Origin of the sequence: Enterobacter cloacae complex sp. 370H10 (assembly GCF_050031535.1) — a bacterium.
GTDB classification, from domain to species: Bacteria; Pseudomonadota; Gammaproteobacteria; order Enterobacterales; family Enterobacteriaceae; genus Enterobacter; species Enterobacter intestinihominis.
Genome location: NZ_JBLGWG010000001.1, coordinates 5,166,900 through 5,181,994 on the forward strand (window position 1 = coordinate 5,166,900; position 15,095 = coordinate 5,181,994).

The 15,095-nt window shown below is 55.7% G+C and carries 16 protein-coding genes; 6 read left to right on the forward strand and 10 right to left on the reverse strand.

Features of this window, described 5'->3' with window-relative positions:
* Nucleotide 1 precedes the first annotated feature (1 nt).
* The 5 genes from pstS (at nucleotide 2) to phoU (ending at nucleotide 4,592) form a co-directional block, all read left to right on the forward strand.
* Entirely contained in the window at nucleotides 2-1,042 is a 1,041-nt protein-coding gene (gene pstS / locus ACQG2Q_RS25390; RefSeq protein WP_022649876.1) for a phosphate ABC transporter substrate-binding protein PstS, read from the forward strand.
* 127 nt (nucleotides 1,043-1,169) lie between these two features.
* Nucleotides 1,170-2,129 (forward strand): phosphate ABC transporter permease PstC, encoded by a 960-nt coding sequence (gene pstC, locus ACQG2Q_RS25395; RefSeq protein WP_022649877.1) that lies wholly within the window; start codon nucleotides 1,170-1,172, stop codon nucleotides 2,127-2,129.
* Nucleotides 2,129-3,019, forward strand: coding sequence for a phosphate ABC transporter permease PstA (gene pstA / locus ACQG2Q_RS25400; RefSeq protein WP_063849878.1), 891 nt, complete (start codon nucleotides 2,129-2,131; stop codon nucleotides 3,017-3,019). Before pstC ends, pstA begins: the two co-directional genes overlap by 1 nt.
* Before the next feature lie 47 nt (nucleotides 3,020-3,066).
* The gene (pstB, locus tag ACQG2Q_RS25405) at nucleotides 3,067-3,840 is read left to right on the forward strand and encodes a phosphate ABC transporter ATP-binding protein PstB (RefSeq protein ID WP_003861154.1); all 774 of its coding nucleotides are present in this window, start codon (nucleotides 3,067-3,069) and stop codon (nucleotides 3,838-3,840) included.
* A gap of 26 nt (nucleotides 3,841-3,866) precedes the next feature.
* Nucleotides 3,867-4,592 (forward strand): phosphate signaling complex protein PhoU, encoded by a 726-nt coding sequence (phoU, locus tag ACQG2Q_RS25410; RefSeq protein WP_003861153.1) that lies wholly within the window; start codon nucleotides 3,867-3,869, stop codon nucleotides 4,590-4,592.
* Between the two features lie 85 nt (nucleotides 4,593-4,677).
* Here phoU and yieH read toward each other — a convergent pair whose 3' ends face one another.
* Entirely contained in the window at nucleotides 4,678-5,343 is a 666-nt protein-coding gene (yieH, locus tag ACQG2Q_RS25415) for a 6-phosphogluconate phosphatase (RefSeq protein ID WP_022649879.1), read from the reverse strand.
* Nucleotides 5,344-5,508: 165 nt separating this feature from the next.
* On the opposite strand from yieH, the gene adeP reads away from it, so the two are divergent.
* On the forward strand, nucleotides 5,509-6,846 hold the full coding sequence (gene adeP / locus ACQG2Q_RS25420) for an adenine permease AdeP (RefSeq protein WP_139152660.1): 1,338 nt from the start codon (nucleotides 5,509-5,511) through the stop codon (nucleotides 6,844-6,846).
* A gap of 91 nt (nucleotides 6,847-6,937) precedes the next feature.
* On the opposite strand, the gene ACQG2Q_RS25425 is transcribed toward adeP, so the two are convergent.
* The 9 genes from ACQG2Q_RS25425 to rpmH all read right to left on the reverse strand — a co-directional run bounded on the left by ACQG2Q_RS25425 (nucleotide 6,938) and on the right by rpmH (nucleotide 14,457).
* A complete protein-coding gene (locus ACQG2Q_RS25425) occupies nucleotides 6,938-7,504 on the reverse strand; it encodes an NADPH-dependent FMN reductase (protein ID WP_063849879.1) in 567 nt (188 codons plus the stop codon).
* Between the two features lie 36 nt (nucleotides 7,505-7,540).
* The gene (locus tag ACQG2Q_RS25430; protein ID WP_023298947.1) at nucleotides 7,541-8,287 is read right to left on the reverse strand and encodes a 4'-phosphopantetheinyl transferase family protein; all 747 of its coding nucleotides are present in this window, start codon (nucleotides 8,285-8,287) and stop codon (nucleotides 7,541-7,543) included.
* 122 nt (nucleotides 8,288-8,409) lie between these two features.
* Nucleotides 8,410-9,381 carry an HTH-type transcriptional regulator YidZ gene (gene yidZ / locus ACQG2Q_RS25435; RefSeq protein ID WP_022649883.1) on the reverse strand — a complete coding sequence of 324 codons (972 nt, stop codon included), beginning with the start codon at nucleotides 9,379-9,381 and terminating at the stop codon, nucleotides 8,410-8,412.
* The gene (locus tag ACQG2Q_RS25440) at nucleotides 9,350-10,525 is read right to left on the reverse strand and encodes an MFS transporter (protein ID WP_032677160.1); all 1,176 of its coding nucleotides are present in this window, start codon (nucleotides 10,523-10,525) and stop codon (nucleotides 9,350-9,352) included. The genes yidZ and ACQG2Q_RS25440 overlap by 32 nt, the downstream gene beginning before the upstream one ends.
* Before the next feature lie 111 nt (nucleotides 10,526-10,636).
* Nucleotides 10,637-12,001, reverse strand: coding sequence for a tRNA uridine-5-carboxymethylaminomethyl(34) synthesis GTPase MnmE (gene mnmE / locus ACQG2Q_RS25445; protein ID WP_022649885.1), 1,365 nt, complete (start codon nucleotides 11,999-12,001; stop codon nucleotides 10,637-10,639).
* Between the two features lie 72 nt (nucleotides 12,002-12,073).
* Complete coding sequence (gene yidC, locus ACQG2Q_RS25450; RefSeq protein ID WP_023298949.1) at nucleotides 12,074-13,717, reverse strand: membrane protein insertase YidC; 1,644 nt, start codon at nucleotides 13,715-13,717, stop codon at nucleotides 12,074-12,076.
* 2 nt (nucleotides 13,718-13,719) lie between these two features.
* A complete protein-coding gene (yidD, locus tag ACQG2Q_RS25455) occupies nucleotides 13,720-13,977 on the reverse strand; it encodes a membrane protein insertion efficiency factor YidD (protein WP_001307474.1) in 258 nt (85 codons plus the stop codon).
* On the reverse strand, nucleotides 13,941-14,300 hold the full coding sequence (rnpA, locus tag ACQG2Q_RS25460; RefSeq protein ID WP_006808764.1) for a ribonuclease P protein component: 360 nt from the start codon (nucleotides 14,298-14,300) through the stop codon (nucleotides 13,941-13,943). The genes yidD and rnpA overlap by 37 nt, the downstream gene beginning before the upstream one ends.
* Nucleotides 14,301-14,316: 16 nt before the next feature.
* Complete coding sequence (gene rpmH / locus ACQG2Q_RS25465) at nucleotides 14,317-14,457, reverse strand: 50S ribosomal protein L34 (RefSeq protein ID WP_000831330.1); 141 nt, start codon at nucleotides 14,455-14,457, stop codon at nucleotides 14,317-14,319.
* Nucleotides 14,458-15,095: the final 638 nt, after the last annotated feature.

Genomic DNA, 15,095 nt, shown 5'->3' on the forward strand with positions numbered 1-15,095 from the left:
TATGAAAGTTATGCGTACCACTGTCGCAACTGTTGTCGCCGCGACCTTATCTCTGAGCGCTTTCTCTGCTTTCGCAGCAGCAAGCCTGACTGGCGCTGGTGCAACCTTCCCTGCGCCGGTGTATGCCAAATGGGCGGATACCTACCAGAAAGAGACCGGTAACAAGGTCAACTATCAGGGTATCGGCTCCTCCGGTGGCGTAAAACAAATTACCGCGAATACCGTTGATTTCGGCGCATCCGACGCTCCGCTGTCTGATGAGAAACTGAATCAGGAAGGCCTGTTCCAGTTCCCGACCGTGATCGGCGGCGTTGTGCTGGCTGTTAACATCCCTGGCCTGAAATCAGGCGAGCTGGTGCTGGACGGCAAAACCCTGGGTGATATCTACCTGGGCAAAATCAAAAAATGGGATGACGAAGCCATCACCAAACTGAACCCGGGCGTTAAGCTGCCTTCGCAGAATATCGCGGTGGTTCGTCGTGCTGACGGCTCTGGTACCTCTTTCGTGTTCACCAGCTACCTGGCGAAAGTGAACGAAGAGTGGAAATCTAAAGTCGGTTCCGGCTCTACCGTTAACTGGCCAACCGGTCTGGGCGGTAAAGGCAACGACGGTATCGCTGCCTTCGTACAGCGTCTGCCTGGCTCTATCGGCTACGTAGAGTACGCCTACGCTAAGCAGAACAACCTGGCTTACACCAAACTGGTTTCTGCTGACGGCAAACCGGTTAGCCCGACCGAAGAGAACTTCGCTAACGCCGCAAAAGGCGCTGACTGGAGCAAATCCTTCGCTCAGGACCTGACCAACCAGAAAGGCGACGATGCATGGCCTATCACGTCTACCACCTTCATTCTGGTCCACAAAGAGCAGAAGAAGCCTGAGCAGGGTGCTGAAGTGCTGAAGTTCTTCGACTGGGCATACAAAAACGGCGGCAAACAGGCGAATGACCTGGATTACGCCAGCCTGCCAGACAGCGTGGTTGAGCAGATCCGTGCTGCATGGAAAACCAACGTGAAAGACAGCAGCGGTAAAGCGCTGTACTAACAGGATATTTTTGACGAAGATGGCGGGTGGCGCGCAGCGATCCCGCCCTACGGTTCATCCTGTAGGCCCGGTAAGCGCCAGCGCCACCGGGCATATTCGTAAGACGTCTCATAAAGAAGAGTAATTTATGGCTGCAACCAAGCCTGCATTTAACCCTCCGGGTAAAAAAGGTGACATGATTTTCAGCGCGCTGGTGAAACTGGCTGCGCTGATTGTGCTATTGCTGCTGGGCGGCATTATCGTGTCCCTCATTTTCTCCTCCTGGCCGAGCATTCAAAAATTTGGTTTCGCCTTCCTGTGGACCAAAGAGTGGGATGCGCCGAACGATATCTACGGTGCGCTGGTGCCGATTTACGGCACGCTGGTGACCTCTTTTATCGCTCTGCTGATTGCGGTGCCGGTAAGCTTCGGTATTGCCCTGTTCCTGACGGAGCTGGCGCCGGGCTGGCTGCGACGTCCGTTGGGTATCGCCATTGAACTGCTGGCGGCCATCCCAAGTATCGTTTACGGCATGTGGGGCCTGTTTATCTTTGCTCCGCTGTTTGCGACGTACTTCCAGGAGCCGGTGGGTAATGTTCTCTCCGCCGTTCCGTTTGTGGGGGCCCTGTTCTCTGGCCCGGCATTCGGTATCGGTATTCTGGCGGCTGGCGTGATACTCGCCATCATGATTATTCCGTACATTGCGGCGGTCATGCGCGATGTCTTCGAACAAACCCCGGTGATGATGAAAGAGTCGGCCTACGGCATCGGCTGCACCACCTGGGAGGTTATCTGGCGCATCGTCCTTCCGTTCACCAAAAATGGGGTGATCGGCGGCATCATGCTGGGCTTAGGCCGCGCGCTGGGTGAAACCATGGCGGTGACCTTTATCATCGGCAACACCTACCAGCTCGACAGCGTGTCGCTCTACATGCCGGGGAACAGTATTACCTCTGCGCTGGCGAACGAATTTGCCGAAGCGGAATCCGGGCTGCACGTCGCAGCGCTGATGGAACTGGGCCTGATCCTGTTTGTTATTACCTTTATTGTGCTGGCTATCTCCAAGCTGATGATTATGCGTCTGGCTAAAAACGAGGGGGCACGCTAATGGCGACTCTCGACATGCAAAACACCGCTCAGTTTGCGGAATCTCGTCGTAAAATGCAGTCAAAGCGCCGGATTAAAAACCGCATTGCGCTGACGCTTTCCATGGCCACGATGGCGTTCGGCCTGTTCTGGCTGATCTGGATCCTGATGTCCACCATCACCCGTGGTATTGATGGAATGTCCCTGGCGCTGTTCACCGAGATGACGCCGCCGCCAAACACGGCGGGTGGTGGTCTGGCAAACGCCCTGGCGGGCAGCGGCCTGCTGATCCTGTGGGCGACCGTTTTCGGTACGCCGTTGGGCATCATGGCGGGTATCTATCTGGCGGAGTATGGCCGCAAGTCCTGGATCGCTGAAGTCATCCGCTTTATTAACGACATTCTGCTTTCTGCCCCGTCGATTGTGGTAGGTCTGTTTGTTTACACCATCGTGGTGGCGCAAATGGAACACTTCTCCGGCTGGGCGGGTGTGATTGCGCTGGCGCTGTTGCAGGTGCCTATCGTTATTCGTACCACTGAAAACATGCTGAAACTGGTGCCGGACAGCCTGCGTGAAGCGGCTTACGCACTGGGCACGCCGAAATGGAAAATGATTTCGGCGATCACCCTGAAAGCGTCCGTCTCGGGGATCATGACCGGTATCCTGCTGGCTATCGCCCGTATCGCTGGTGAAACCGCACCGCTGCTGTTTACCGCCCTCTCCAACCAGTTCTGGAGTACGGACATGATGCAGCCGATCGCCAACCTGCCGGTGACGATCTTTAAATTTGCGATGAGCCCATTCGCGGAATGGCAGCAGCTGGCCTGGGCCGGGGTGCTGATCATCACCCTTTGCGTACTGTTGCTGAACATTCTGGCGCGCGTCATTTTCGCGAAGCAGAAACACGGTTAAATTTTTGCGGCGCGGCACATCGCGGCGCCGAATGAGGAAATGAGTCAATGAGTATGGTTGATACTGCCCCGGGTAAGATTCAGGTTCGTGATTTGAACTTCTACTACGGCAAATTCCATGCCCTGAAGAATATCAACCTGGATATCGCGAAGAACCAGGTCACGGCATTTATCGGTCCGTCTGGCTGTGGTAAATCCACGCTGCTGCGCACCTTTAACAAAATGTATTCGCTCTATCCGGAGCAGCGCGCAGAAGGTGAAATTCTGCTGGACGGTGACAACATCCTGACCAATACCCAGGATATCGCCCTGCTGCGTGCGAAAGTGGGGATGGTGTTCCAGAAACCCACGCCGTTCCCGATGTCGATCTATGACAACATCGCCTTTGGTGTGCGTCTGTTTGAGAAGCTCTCCCGTGCGGATATGGACGAGCGCGTGCAGTGGGCATTGACCAAGGCCGCATTATGGAACGAAACCAAAGATAAACTTCACCAGAGCGGGTACTCTCTCTCCGGTGGACAGCAGCAGCGTCTGTGCATTGCGCGCGGTATCGCCATTCGCCCGGAAGTCTTGCTGCTGGATGAGCCGTGCTCAGCCCTGGACCCGATCTCAACCGGGCGTATCGAAGAGCTGATCACCGAGCTGAAGCAGGATTACACCGTGGTGATCGTCACTCACAACATGCAGCAGGCTGCCCGTTGTTCTGACCACACGGCGTTTATGTACCTGGGCGAGTTGATTGAGTTCAGCGATACGGACGCGCTGTTCACCCGTCCTGCGAAGAAACAAACCGAAGATTATATTACTGGCCGCTACGGTTGATTTGCCTTAGTGCATGTGGAGAAACCATGGACAACCTCAATCTTAATAAACACATTTCCGGCCAGTTTAACGCAGAGCTGGAAAGCATTCGCACCCAGGTGATGACCATGGGCGGCATGGTCGAGCAGCAGCTTTCTGATGCGATTACGGCAATGCACAACCAGGACAGCGAGCTGGCGAAGCGCGTTATCGAAGGCGATCACAACGTCAATATGATGGAAGTCGCCATCGACGAAGCGTGCGTGCGCATCATTGCCAAGCGTCAGCCAACCGCGAGCGACCTGCGTCTGGTAATGGCGATCATCAAAACTATCGCCGAGCTGGAGCGTATTGGTGACGTGGCGGATAAAATCTGCCGCACCGCGCTGGAGAAATTCTCCCAGCAGCACCAGCCGCTGCTGGTGAGCCTGGAGTCTCTCGGTCGCCACACCGTGCAGATGCTGCACGATGTGCTGGACGCTTTCGCGCGCATGGATCTGGACGAAGCGGTCCGTATCTACCGTGAAGATAAGAAAGTTGACCAGGAATACGAAGGCATAGTGCGTCAGCTAATGACCTACATGATGGAAGATTCCCGTACCATTCCAAGCGTGCTGACCGCGCTGTTCTGCGCGCGCTCAATTGAGCGTATTGGCGACCGCTGCCAGAACATTTGCGAATACATCTTCTACTTCGTGAAGGGACAGGATTTCCGTCACGTGGGCGGCGACGAGCTGGACAAGCTGCTGGCGGGTAAAGATCCGAAAGAGTGATGTGTGTGGCGGGTGGCGCTATCGCTTACCCGCCCTACAATCCTTGTAGGCCGGATAAGCGTTAGCGCCATCCGGCTTTGTTTTTTCAGCGAGTAATATCCCACCCGCGCGCCTTCCACAGTTCCGGCAGCTGCGCCAGGTCTGTAAAGGTCGTCACTTTTGGATGATCGATCGGCTTGTTGTGCGGATCGGCGCAGAAGTAAAACACCTCCATCCCCGCATCAATCCCCGACTGCGCGCCCGCAGACGAGTCATCCACCAGGATGCAGTTCTCCACGTTGACGTTCATCGCCTTCGCCGCGTGGAACATCAATGCCGGATCCGGCTTCCAGCGCTGGATATCGTAGCCGCTGAACAGTTTTTCCGGGAAGTGGTGCAACATGTCCAGCTTGCCGAGTGAGTGCTGCATTTTGCTGACCGGGCCGTTAGAGACCACGCAGATCGGCACCGTCATCGCATCCAGCAGCGCGTTAGCGCCGGCGATAACTTCCAGCTCGGCGTCGAAGAGGCGTGCGACCTCGGCGCGGTACACCGGTTCCAGATCCGCTTTCGCCAGATCCACCCCGTGCTCTTCGTTAATGATGTCGATGATCTCGTACAGCTTCACGCCCTTAAAGCGTTTAAACACCTCTTCGAGATCGAGCGTAATGCCAAATTCCTGGAACATGGCGACATACGCGCGGGAACAAATGACCTCACTGTCGACCAGCGTACCGTCACAGTCGAAAAATACCGCTTCAATTCCGGACATGCCTTTCCCTTTTAACAAGTTTAACGTTTACGTACGACAGTTTAACGAGACGCAATCGTTGCCGTATAAGCAAAATCAATGAAAAAAGTATCCCGTAACCGCCACTATTGTCGCATTTTGGTATAGGATAGCGACGAATTTTCCCTCCTTGTTCGGAAATTGATGATGAGTCAACAACACACTACCCAGACATCTGGTCAGGGGCTGCTTGAGCGCGTGTTCAAACTGCGCGAGCACGGCACAACGGCACGCACCGAAGTGATCGCCGGTTTTACTACCTTCCTGACGATGGTCTATATCGTTTTCGTTAACCCGCAAATTCTGGGCGTGGCTGGCATGGACACCAGCGCCGTCTTTGTTACCACCTGTCTGATCGCGGCCCTTGGCAGCATCCTGATGGGCGTTTTCGCTAATCTGCCCGTGGCACTGGCCCCGGCAATGGGTCTGAATGCGTTCTTTGCGTTCGTGGTGGTTCAGGCGATGGGCCTGCCGTGGCAGGTCGGGATGGGCGCTATTTTCTGGGGCGCGGTCGGCCTGCTGCTGCTGACCATCTTCCGTGTGCGCTACTGGATGATTGCGAACATTCCCGTGAGCCTGCGCGTGGGCATCACCAGCGGTATCGGTCTGTTTATCGGCATGATGGGGCTGAAAAACGCTGGCGTAATCGTGGCGAACCCGGAAACGCTGGTGAGCATTGGTAACCTGACCTCTCACAGCGTGCTGCTGGGCGTGCTGGGCTTCTTTATTATCGCGATCCTGGCGTCGCGTAACATTCACGCTGCGGTGCTGGTCTCTATCATCGTGACCACGCTGCTGGGCTGGATGCTGGGTGACGTGCATTACAGCGGTATTGTCTCTGCGCCACCGAGCGTTTCTACCGTGATTGGTCACGTTGATCTGGCGGGCTCGCTGAACCTGGGTCTGGCCGGAGTGATTTTCTCCTTCATGCTGGTCAACCTGTTTGACTCCTCCGGTACGCTGATTGGCGTGACGGACAAAGCGGGTCTGGCGGACGAGAAAGGCAAATTCCCGCGCATGAAGCAGGCGCTGTATGTGGATAGCATCTCGTCCGTTGCGGGTTCTTTCATCGGCACCTCGTCTGTTACCGCTTACATTGAATCCTCTTCCGGCGTGTCCGTGGGCGGCCGTACTGGCCTGACGGCGGTAGTCGTGGGTCTGCTGTTCCTGCTGGTGATCTTCCTCTCTCCGCTGGCGGGGATGGTGCCACCGTACGCGGCAGCTGGCGCGCTGATCTACGTCGGCGTGCTGATGACCTCGAGCCTGGCGCGCGTGAAGTGGGAAGATCTGACGGAAGCCGTTCCGGCGTTTATTACCGCGGTGATGATGCCGTTCAGCTTCTCGATCACCGAAGGTATCGCGCTGGGCTTTATCTCGTACTGTGTGATGAAGATCGGTACCGGCCGTTTCCGCGAACTCAGCCCGTGCGTGATGATTGTGGCGCTGCTGTTTGTGCTCAAGATTGTGTTTATTGACGCGCACTAAGGTGCGGTTTGTGGTGTCAGGTGGCGCTTCGCTTACCTGACCTACTGACGAGTGTAGGCCCGGAAAGCGCTAGCGCCACCGGGCTTTTTTATCAGGTTTTAACCCGCTTAATATAATCCCCAAACGCAGTCAGCTGACCAGAGAGATGGTCACGCGTACTCTGATCCACCACTTCACCCGTCTGCGGGTCGACTTTGTTCTGAATCACGCCGCCCATAAATTCCGGCTTGTTCATCACCATCGCATCCAGGAACACCAGGATCTGTCGCAGGTGATACTGGCAGCGCGCACCGCCGATGGCGCCCATTGAGCTGGTCTGGATCAGCACCGGTTTGCCTGACAGCGGCTGCTCCGGTAAACGGGATAACCAGTCAATCGCGTTCTTCAGACCACCCGGAACCGAGTAGTTATATTCTGGCGTTACAATCACTACACCATCAGCCTGACGGATCTGCTCGGCTATCTCCTCCACGCTGTGCGGGAACCCTTCTTCCTGCTGAACGTCAGCATCATAAAGCGGGATGTCGCCAATAGACGGCAGGGCGCTGATCTCCATTCCCGCAGGCGCCAGCTGTGGCAGCGTGCGCGCTACCATCCCGTTAAACGAACCTTTGCGCAGGCTTCCCAGTAACGTAACAACTTTCAACGTATCAGACATGATTACTCCTGTTTCATCATGATGACCCTGGACGGATCAGCTATGGGTGTATGCTTTTTCTGCCGGTAAACTGGTTAATCGCATCAGGCGCGCGGCGGGCTCGTTGGCGCGCTCAGGTACATCCGGAAGACTACGCCAACCGCGAATACTGTCAAACTCCCAGATTTTCAGCCGTTCGATGGCGGGGCTCACCGCAACGGACCAGATCAGTACGTCCTCAGCGTCGCTGAGCGCCTCTACCAGCGACGCTTTCGCGGCACGCAGGCGTCCGGAGCCGGGAAGCAGCTGCAACAGGCTGGCGTCGTCTGATGCCGCGCCGCTCAGTTTACGGATGCTCTGGCGAAGGGTGATGAGCTGCGCTCTGGCTTCAACGGGATCGTTCTGGTTACGTATCCACAGCTTTTCATTGCTGGAGAGCGGGTATTCATCGAGCGCGTTAGCACCATGGAAGCTGCGCGTGACGCGTTGCAGCTCCATATCCAGGCCGCAATCACCTTCAGTCGTCAGCGCGACGCCAACAATGTTGCCGGTATACGCAATGGAAAAATGGGGGAGTGCCGGGTCCGCAAAAACCGGGCGACCTTCTGGCTGGGTGAGTATGTCCGGTAATTCGCTGGTGCCGTACAGCATAAAAAGCAGTTCTGCGAGGAGCGCTCTGGAGGCTAAAAACCGCGTCCTGCGGTGTTCAGGTAGTTTGAGCGCCTCACTGTGACAGGCTGAAGAAATTCTGGCCGATACGAGATGCCCTTCCGTTAATGTTCCTCGTGCAAAGTGCGTAGCCATTTTTCGCTCCATGATAATGGTCGTAGTCGGTTAAACGGTTACATGATTATCGCTTAACTCAGCTTCTGTTTTAATCAGTAAATAGAAATAAGAGAAGCCTGAGGACCGAACTTTACATTATCTTAGGCAAAAACCTGACCTGGCGCGGTATACAGGGCTTTTATAGTTTCGCGCAGCCAGATAATTTTCGGATTATGGCTGTTCCGCTTATGCCAGATAAGCGTGAAGGGTACGGTCAGCTTTTCTGCCTGCGCCTCATCGATGGGAATGGGAAGGCAGACCAGATTACGCTGGTGGAGTTGATTGTAGTGATGGCAGTAGTAGGGCGCAGTGGCAATGTAGTTGTGGTCCGGCTGAGCCGCCATAAACATCGACTGTTCAAAGCCGGGCAGGCTCATGGCGACGTTGCGCTCCCGGCCCATCTCTTTTAGCACTTCATCAAGCGCCCAGGTATCGCTGCGCTCCCAGAAGATGCTGATATGCGGGTAGCGCAGAAACGTCTCAAGGTTCCACGCTTCGTGAAGTGCCGGATGATCTTCTCGCAGATAGACGCACGGACGGTCGCTGAACAGGATTTCGTAGTCAATAAACCACGGCATCAGCTTTAGCAGCTCGCGGGAGCGCGGGTGCGTTTCGCGGCCGGTAAAACCGAGATCGACCTCCCCGCGCGTAATGGCGTCCAGCGAATCATAATCCCACTGGCGCAACTTCACCGTCGCCTGTGGGTAGCGCTCATTCACCTGCTCCAGCAGGGTGTTGAAGCGAATCAGCATCAGCGGCGTTTCGGCGGCGAGCACAAACTTGAGCCCGCCTGGAGAGCTATGGTGGAATTTATCGACGATCTGATTGCCAATCTGCATCCAGTCGGCCAGATCCTGTTCCAGACTCACCGTTAGCGGTGTGGGCAGTAGCCCTAAAGGCGTTTTCACAAACAGCGGATCGTCGAACCAGTCGCGCAGCTTCGCCAGCGATTTACTCACCGCGGACGGCGTCACGTTCATTCGCTTCGCGGCTTTGGTGACGCTGCGCTCCTGCAACAACAACTGCAGGCAAAGTAAAAGATTAAGATCGAGACTGCTGATGGGCTTCTTCATAGTGCGCCGCGGGCTGGATGACCATAAGTAAGGTAATGCAGAGTATGCTACAGCCAATCAGAACCCCGATCAGCATATTCAGCGCGTTAAGGCCGATCACCGCCGCCAGCCAAATCCACAGCGACGAACCGCAGACCTGCGCAATGCCCAGCACCGAGCTTGCCACGCCTGCCCGCAGTGAGAACGGGCCAAGCGCCTGACTCATCGCCACGCCGAAGCCGCCGGAGAATCCGGCGCAGATCAGGGTCATACCCACCAGCATCAGCGCATGTGAGGTGGCGGTCGCCAGAATCACGCCTGCGGCGAGAAACAGCGTCTGTGAAGTGAGCATCAGCGTGCGCTGGCGGAAGATATTGAGCGCAAAGGGCATCGAGAATGAAACCGCCATGCTGACCATCGCATTGAGCGCCATCACCGTCGAATACTCACCGCGATCGAAGCCTATCGTCTCCATCAGTAACACCGGGGAAACGTTTACATAGGTGAGGATCACCGCCACGCTGAGCGTGATGATGGCCAGGCGGCTCAGGAAAAAGCGATTCAGAAGCTTTTCAGCCGGATGAATGGTAGCAGCGTGGTGCGTCTGCTGCGAACCGGGATGGGTCTCTTTCAACACCGTCACGGACAGTATAAAGACGATGGCGCCCATTGTGGCCATGGTCCAGAAAAGGCTCTGCCATGGAAATTTCAGCATGATCAGGTAGCCTACAACCGGTGCCAGCACCGGGATGATGCAGGTAATGCCGTTCAGCATCGACAGCACCCTGGCGCGGCGCTGGGCGCTCAAGGTATCGCGCAGAATGGCAAACGCCACCACGTAACAGCCGCCCGCGCCAATGCCTTGGATAAAGCGCCCTGACAGGAACATTGTGCTTTCCTGAGCCATTGAACACAGTACCGATGCCAGCGTAAAGATAACCGCCCCCGTAATGGCGACGGGTTGACGGCCGGCTCTGTCCGCGATTTTCCCGGCAAATACCATCGACGACGCCATTCCCGCGAGGTAGGCCGAAAACGCGATGTGCAGTTGCGCCTCGCTGGCACCCAGATCGCGTGCAATATGCGGTAGCCCCACCAGATACATATCAATGCCGGACGGATACAGCAGAACTAATGCGAAACTACAAAACAGAAAACGAGCCATAAATCCCCCATAGATGCAGGCAAGCAGGATAGGGGGCATGGGGGGATTAAGCGAGTTGCCATTGGGACAATGGTGATTTCCCTGGAGGAAATCACCATGTTCTATCGGGGATTACTTACCAATACAGAAGCTTGAGAAAATTCGTCCAAGCAGATCGTCCGACGTAAACTCCCCGGTGATCTCGCTCAGGTTCTGCTGCGCCAGACGCAGTTCCTCCGCCAGCAGCTCGCCGGCCCAAGCGCCGATCAGCTGGGCTTTACCCTGCTCAAGGTGGCGAGCCGCCTCTTCCAGCGCCTGCAAGTGACGACGACGCGCCAGGAAGCCGCCCTCCATACTGGTGTCGAAGCCCATGCTCTGTTTGAGATGGTTACGCAGGGCTTCCACGCCTTCCCCGGTACGGGCCGACAGGCGAATAAGTGAGTGACCATTCACATCGCTGATGCCCAGCGTTTCGCCGGTAACGTCGGCCTTATTGCGCACCACGGTGATCGGCAGTTTGGCCGGGAGACGGGCGATAAAGTCTGGCCAGATTTCAGCCGGGTCAACGGCGTCGGTCGTGGTGCCGTCCACCATAAACAGCACGCGGTCGGCCTGCTCGATCTCCTGCCAGGCGCGTTCGATACCGATACGCTCGACTTCATCGCTCGCATCGCGCAGGCCAGCGGTATCGATGATGTGCAGCGGCATGCCGTCGATATGGATATGCTCGCGCAGAACATCGCGGGTGGTACCGGCTATGTCGGTCACGATCGCCGCTTCACGGCCCGCCAGGGCGTTCAGCAGGCTTGATTTCCCGGCGTTGGGGCGACCAGCAATCACCACCTTCATGCCCTCACGCAGCAGGCTGCCCTGGCGCGCTTCGGCGCGAACGGCATCCAGATCGTTCATCACCTGGTTGAGTTGGGCTTCGATTTTGCCGTCAGAAAGGAAGTCAATCTCCTCGTCCGGGAAGTCGATAGCCGCTTCAACATAGATTCGCAGGTGAGTAAGTGCTTCCACAAGGTGATTCACGCGTGCGGAAAATGCCCCCTGCAACGAGTTCAGCGCGGAGCGGGCTGCCTGTTCGGAACTGGCGTCGATCAGGTCGGCAATCGCTTCGGCCTGAGCCAGGTCGAGCTTATCGTTCAGGAAGGCACGCTCGGAGAACTCACCCGGCTTCGCAATGCGCAGGCCAGGCAGGGTCAGAATACGTTTTAACAGCAGGTCGAGGATCACCGGGCCGCCGTGACCCTGAAGCTCCAGCACGTCTTCGCCAGTAAAGGAGTTTGGGCCGGGGAACCACAGCGCAATGCCCTGGTCCAGCGAGGTGCCGTCGGCATCTTTAAATGGCAGATAATCAGCGTAGCGCGGCTTTGGCAGTTTACCCAGCACCGCTTCGGCCACCTCACGCGCCTTCAGGCCGGAGATGCGCAGAATGCCTACACCACCGCGTCCCGGTGGGGTTGCCTGGGCGACGATAGTGTCGTTATGGCTCATGGTTGCTCTCGTTCAATACAAATAAAAAAGGCGGTCAATCGACCGCCCTTATTTTAGCGTTAAGTTACCGAATCAGGACTTTTTCTTTTCGCGGCTATGCAGGCCACGTTTTTCCAGACCACGGTAAATCAGCTGCTGCTGGATGATGGTCACCAGGTTGCTGACGATATAGTACAGCACCAGACCTGACGGGAACCACAGGAAGAACACGGTGAAGATGACCGGCATAAAGGTCATGATCTTCTGCTGCATCGGGTCAGTCACGGTGGTCGGAGACATCTTCTGGATGAAGAACATCGTCACGCCCATCAGGATCGGCAGGATGTAGTACGGGTCCTGTGCGGACAGGTCATGGATCCACAGGGCGAACGGCGCGTGGCGCAGCTCAACGGAACCCATCAGCATGTAGTACAGCGCAAGGAAGATTGGCATCTGAATCAGCAGCGGGAAGCAACCACCCAGTGGGTTCACTTTTTCTGCTTTATACAGGGCCATCATCTCCTGGCTCTGACGCTGTTTGTCATCGCCCAGACGCTCACGCATAGCCTGAATCTTCGGCTGTAGCATACGCATCTTCGCCATGGAGGTGTACTGCGCTTTAGTCAGCGGGTACATGATGCCACGAACGATAAAGGTGATAACGATGATGGAGAAGCCCCAGTTACCCAGGAAGCTGTGGATGAACTTCAGCAGCTTAAACAGCGGCTGAGAGATGAACCACAACCAACCGTAATCAACGGTCAGATCCAGGTGCGGCGCAACGGCAGCCATTTTATCCTGGATTTCCGGGCCGACCCACAGGGTGCTTGCCAGCTTACCGGTTTGACCCGGCTGCACCAGAACCGGCTGAGATTTGTAGCCGATGGCTGCAATACCGTTGCCGAGGTTCGCGGTGTAGAAGTTGTTCGTACCGTCGTTATTCGGTACCCACGCCGTCGCGAAATACTGTTGCAGCATTGCGACCCAACCGCCTTTAGAGCTGACGTTCAGGTTTTCGTTATCGGCAATGGTGTCGAATTTGTATTTCTCGTACTTGGTATCTGGCGTGGAGTAAGCCGCGCCACGGAAGGTATGCAGCGCAAAGTTGCTGCTTCCGGTGTCACGGTGAGACGGCAGATTGATGGACTGCTTCAGCTGACCAAAGGTAGAGATTTCCAGCGGTTTCGCACCGGTGTTCTGTACGCTGTAGCCCACGTTCACCGCATATTCACCGCGTTTCAGGGTGAAGGTTTTGGTGAAGGTGTTGCCTGCCGCGTCGGTGTAGGTCATCGGAATAACCAGTTCGTTCTGGCCATCAGCCAGCACAAAGGTGTCATTCTCGACGTTATACAGTGGACGCGCACCGTTCGCCGGGTTATCCGGGCCATCACGACCGGTCAGGCCGCTCTGTGCCTGGTAGATAAACTCAGGCGTGGTTTCCAGTAACTGGAACGGTTCGGTAGACTTCAGCTCTTTCGGGTAGGTCAACAGCAGCGCCTGCTCAACATCACCACCACGGGTGTTGATAGTCAGCTCAAGCACATCGGTCTTAACCGTAATCTGTTTCCCCTGGCCACTGGCCGGTACGCCCTGGTCGGCGGCGCTACCCGCTGCGGTGGTCGTGGTCTGCGTGGTCTGCTGCTGGGGTTGAGGATTTTTATCCTGCTCCCATGCCTGCCAGATCATGAAAGACACGAACAACAAAGCGATGATAAGAAGATTGCGTTGCGAATCCATCGTTAGTGTTCTCTGGTATCAAAAGGTCCTGGAGGGACGGGGTCGTCTCCACCTGGGTGTAAAGGGTGGCATTTTAATACGCGTTTCACCGTCAACCAACTGCCTTTTATCACTCCAAACCTGCGCAATGCCTCAATTCCGTAGCTTGAGCATGTTGGCGTGAAACGGCAATGTGGCCCGAGTAGCGGACTAATCAGGCGTTGATAGACCCGAATGAGGGCTATCAGGACCCGCGAGCCAGGCGACAGTGGCGGCGCCATAATTTTTCCAACGCTTCCGAGAGAGCACGGTTATCGAGGTCGGCAACCCCTTTTTTAGCCACCACCACGAAATCCATTGAAGGCAGTTCGTGCTGACGTAAACGGAAGCTTTCACGCGTCAGACGTTTAATCCGGTTGCGTTCATGCGCACGCTTAACGTTTTTCTTGGCGACTGTGAGACCGATGCGGGGATGCCCCAGCGAATTTTGGCGGCCGAGGATGGTGATTTGCGGCGTGCCAGCCCGTAGTGGCTGCTGGAAGACGAAAGTGAAATGAGTGGGAGTTAACAAACGTAACTCCCTGGGAAATGCGAGCTTAACCACTCAGGGGTTAGCTTTATTACTTGGAAACGGTCAGACGAGCGCGGCCTTTAGCACGACGACGTGCCAGAACCTGACGACCATTTTTAGTAGCCATACGAGCACGGAAGCCGTGAGAACGGTTGCGCTTCAGTACAGACGGTTGAAAAGTGCGTTTCATGGCGATTTCTACCTAAACTTGAATAAATTCACTGACTTTTGCGTATACCCGAACGAGATTCGAACGACTAACGCCTCAGCGTGGGTGATTAAAGAGGCCGGATTGTAATAATTGTACACTCCGGAGTCAATTCTCTTTCCTTAAATCCCTGCGTATTTCCGCACGATTTCGCGTGGAAAATGAGCAACGAACGACGCAGGAAGATGAGCATCACGCGCCGGGTCGAGGATTATACGGGCTCGCCAACAAAGCGCAAGGATCCTCCTGGATCTTCGTTAGATCATTTAAGCCCAAAATTGTCTGTGCTCATTAAATTTTCCAATATGCGGCCTAAATCGCGAGGCACTCGCGTCAGGATCGTTTACACTTACCCGATTCCGGATCTTCCTGTGGATAAATCGGGAAGAATCTGTGAGAAACAGAAGATCTCTGGCTCAGTTTAGGCTATGATCCGCGGTCCTGATCGGGATCCAGCGATCCTGGCCGGACATAAACACAACATCGTTCAGGCTGTATCAACGATAGCGTGTATAACCGCAGATAGCGGTTCGCACATCACCCTGATGGGGTCATGTCGATGTGCGCCAACAATCATGAATATTCAATAGTTTTCTTTTATTGTTCGAGTGGAGTCCGCC

Excerpts from the sequence above, each read along its gene's own strand:
- pstB (WP_003861154.1), top strand. The coding sequence starts at position 3,067 with ATGAGTATGGTTGATACTGCCCCGGGTAAGATTCAGGTTCGTGATTTG.
- pstA (WP_063849878.1), top strand. The coding sequence starts at position 2,129 with ATGGCGACTCTCGACATGCAAAACACCGCTCAGTTTGCGGAATCTCGT.
- pstC (WP_022649877.1), top strand. The coding sequence starts at position 1,170 with ATGGCTGCAACCAAGCCTGCATTTAACCCTCCGGGTAAAAAAGGTGAC.
- yidZ (WP_022649883.1), bottom strand. The coding sequence starts at position 9,381 with ATGAAGAAGCCCATCAGCAGTCTCGATCTTAATCTTTTACTTTGCCTG.
- yidD (WP_001307474.1), bottom strand. The coding sequence starts at position 13,977 with ATGGCGCCGCCACTGTCGCCTGGCTCGCGGGTCCTGATAGCCCTCATT.
- ACQG2Q_RS25430 (WP_023298947.1), bottom strand. The coding sequence starts at position 8,287 with ATGGCTACGCACTTTGCACGAGGAACATTAACGGAAGGGCATCTCGTA.
- phoU (WP_003861153.1), top strand. The coding sequence starts at position 3,867 with ATGGACAACCTCAATCTTAATAAACACATTTCCGGCCAGTTTAACGCA.
- adeP (WP_139152660.1), top strand. The coding sequence starts at position 5,509 with ATGAGTCAACAACACACTACCCAGACATCTGGTCAGGGGCTGCTTGAG.
- rpmH (WP_000831330.1), bottom strand. The coding sequence starts at position 14,457 with ATGAAACGCACTTTTCAACCGTCTGTACTGAAGCGCAACCGTTCTCAC.
- ACQG2Q_RS25440 (WP_032677160.1), bottom strand. The coding sequence starts at position 10,525 with ATGGCTCGTTTTCTGTTTTGTAGTTTCGCATTAGTTCTGCTGTATCCG.
- pstS (WP_022649876.1), top strand. The coding sequence starts at position 2 with ATGAAAGTTATGCGTACCACTGTCGCAACTGTTGTCGCCGCGACCTTA.
- mnmE (WP_022649885.1), bottom strand. The coding sequence starts at position 12,001 with ATGAGCCATAACGACACTATCGTCGCCCAGGCAACCCCACCGGGACGC.
- yieH (WP_022649879.1), bottom strand. The coding sequence starts at position 5,343 with ATGTCCGGAATTGAAGCGGTATTTTTCGACTGTGACGGTACGCTGGTC.
- ACQG2Q_RS25425 (WP_063849879.1), bottom strand. The coding sequence starts at position 7,504 with ATGTCTGATACGTTGAAAGTTGTTACGTTACTGGGAAGCCTGCGCAAA.
- yidC (WP_023298949.1), bottom strand. The coding sequence starts at position 13,717 with ATGGATTCGCAACGCAATCTTCTTATCATCGCTTTGTTGTTCGTGTCT.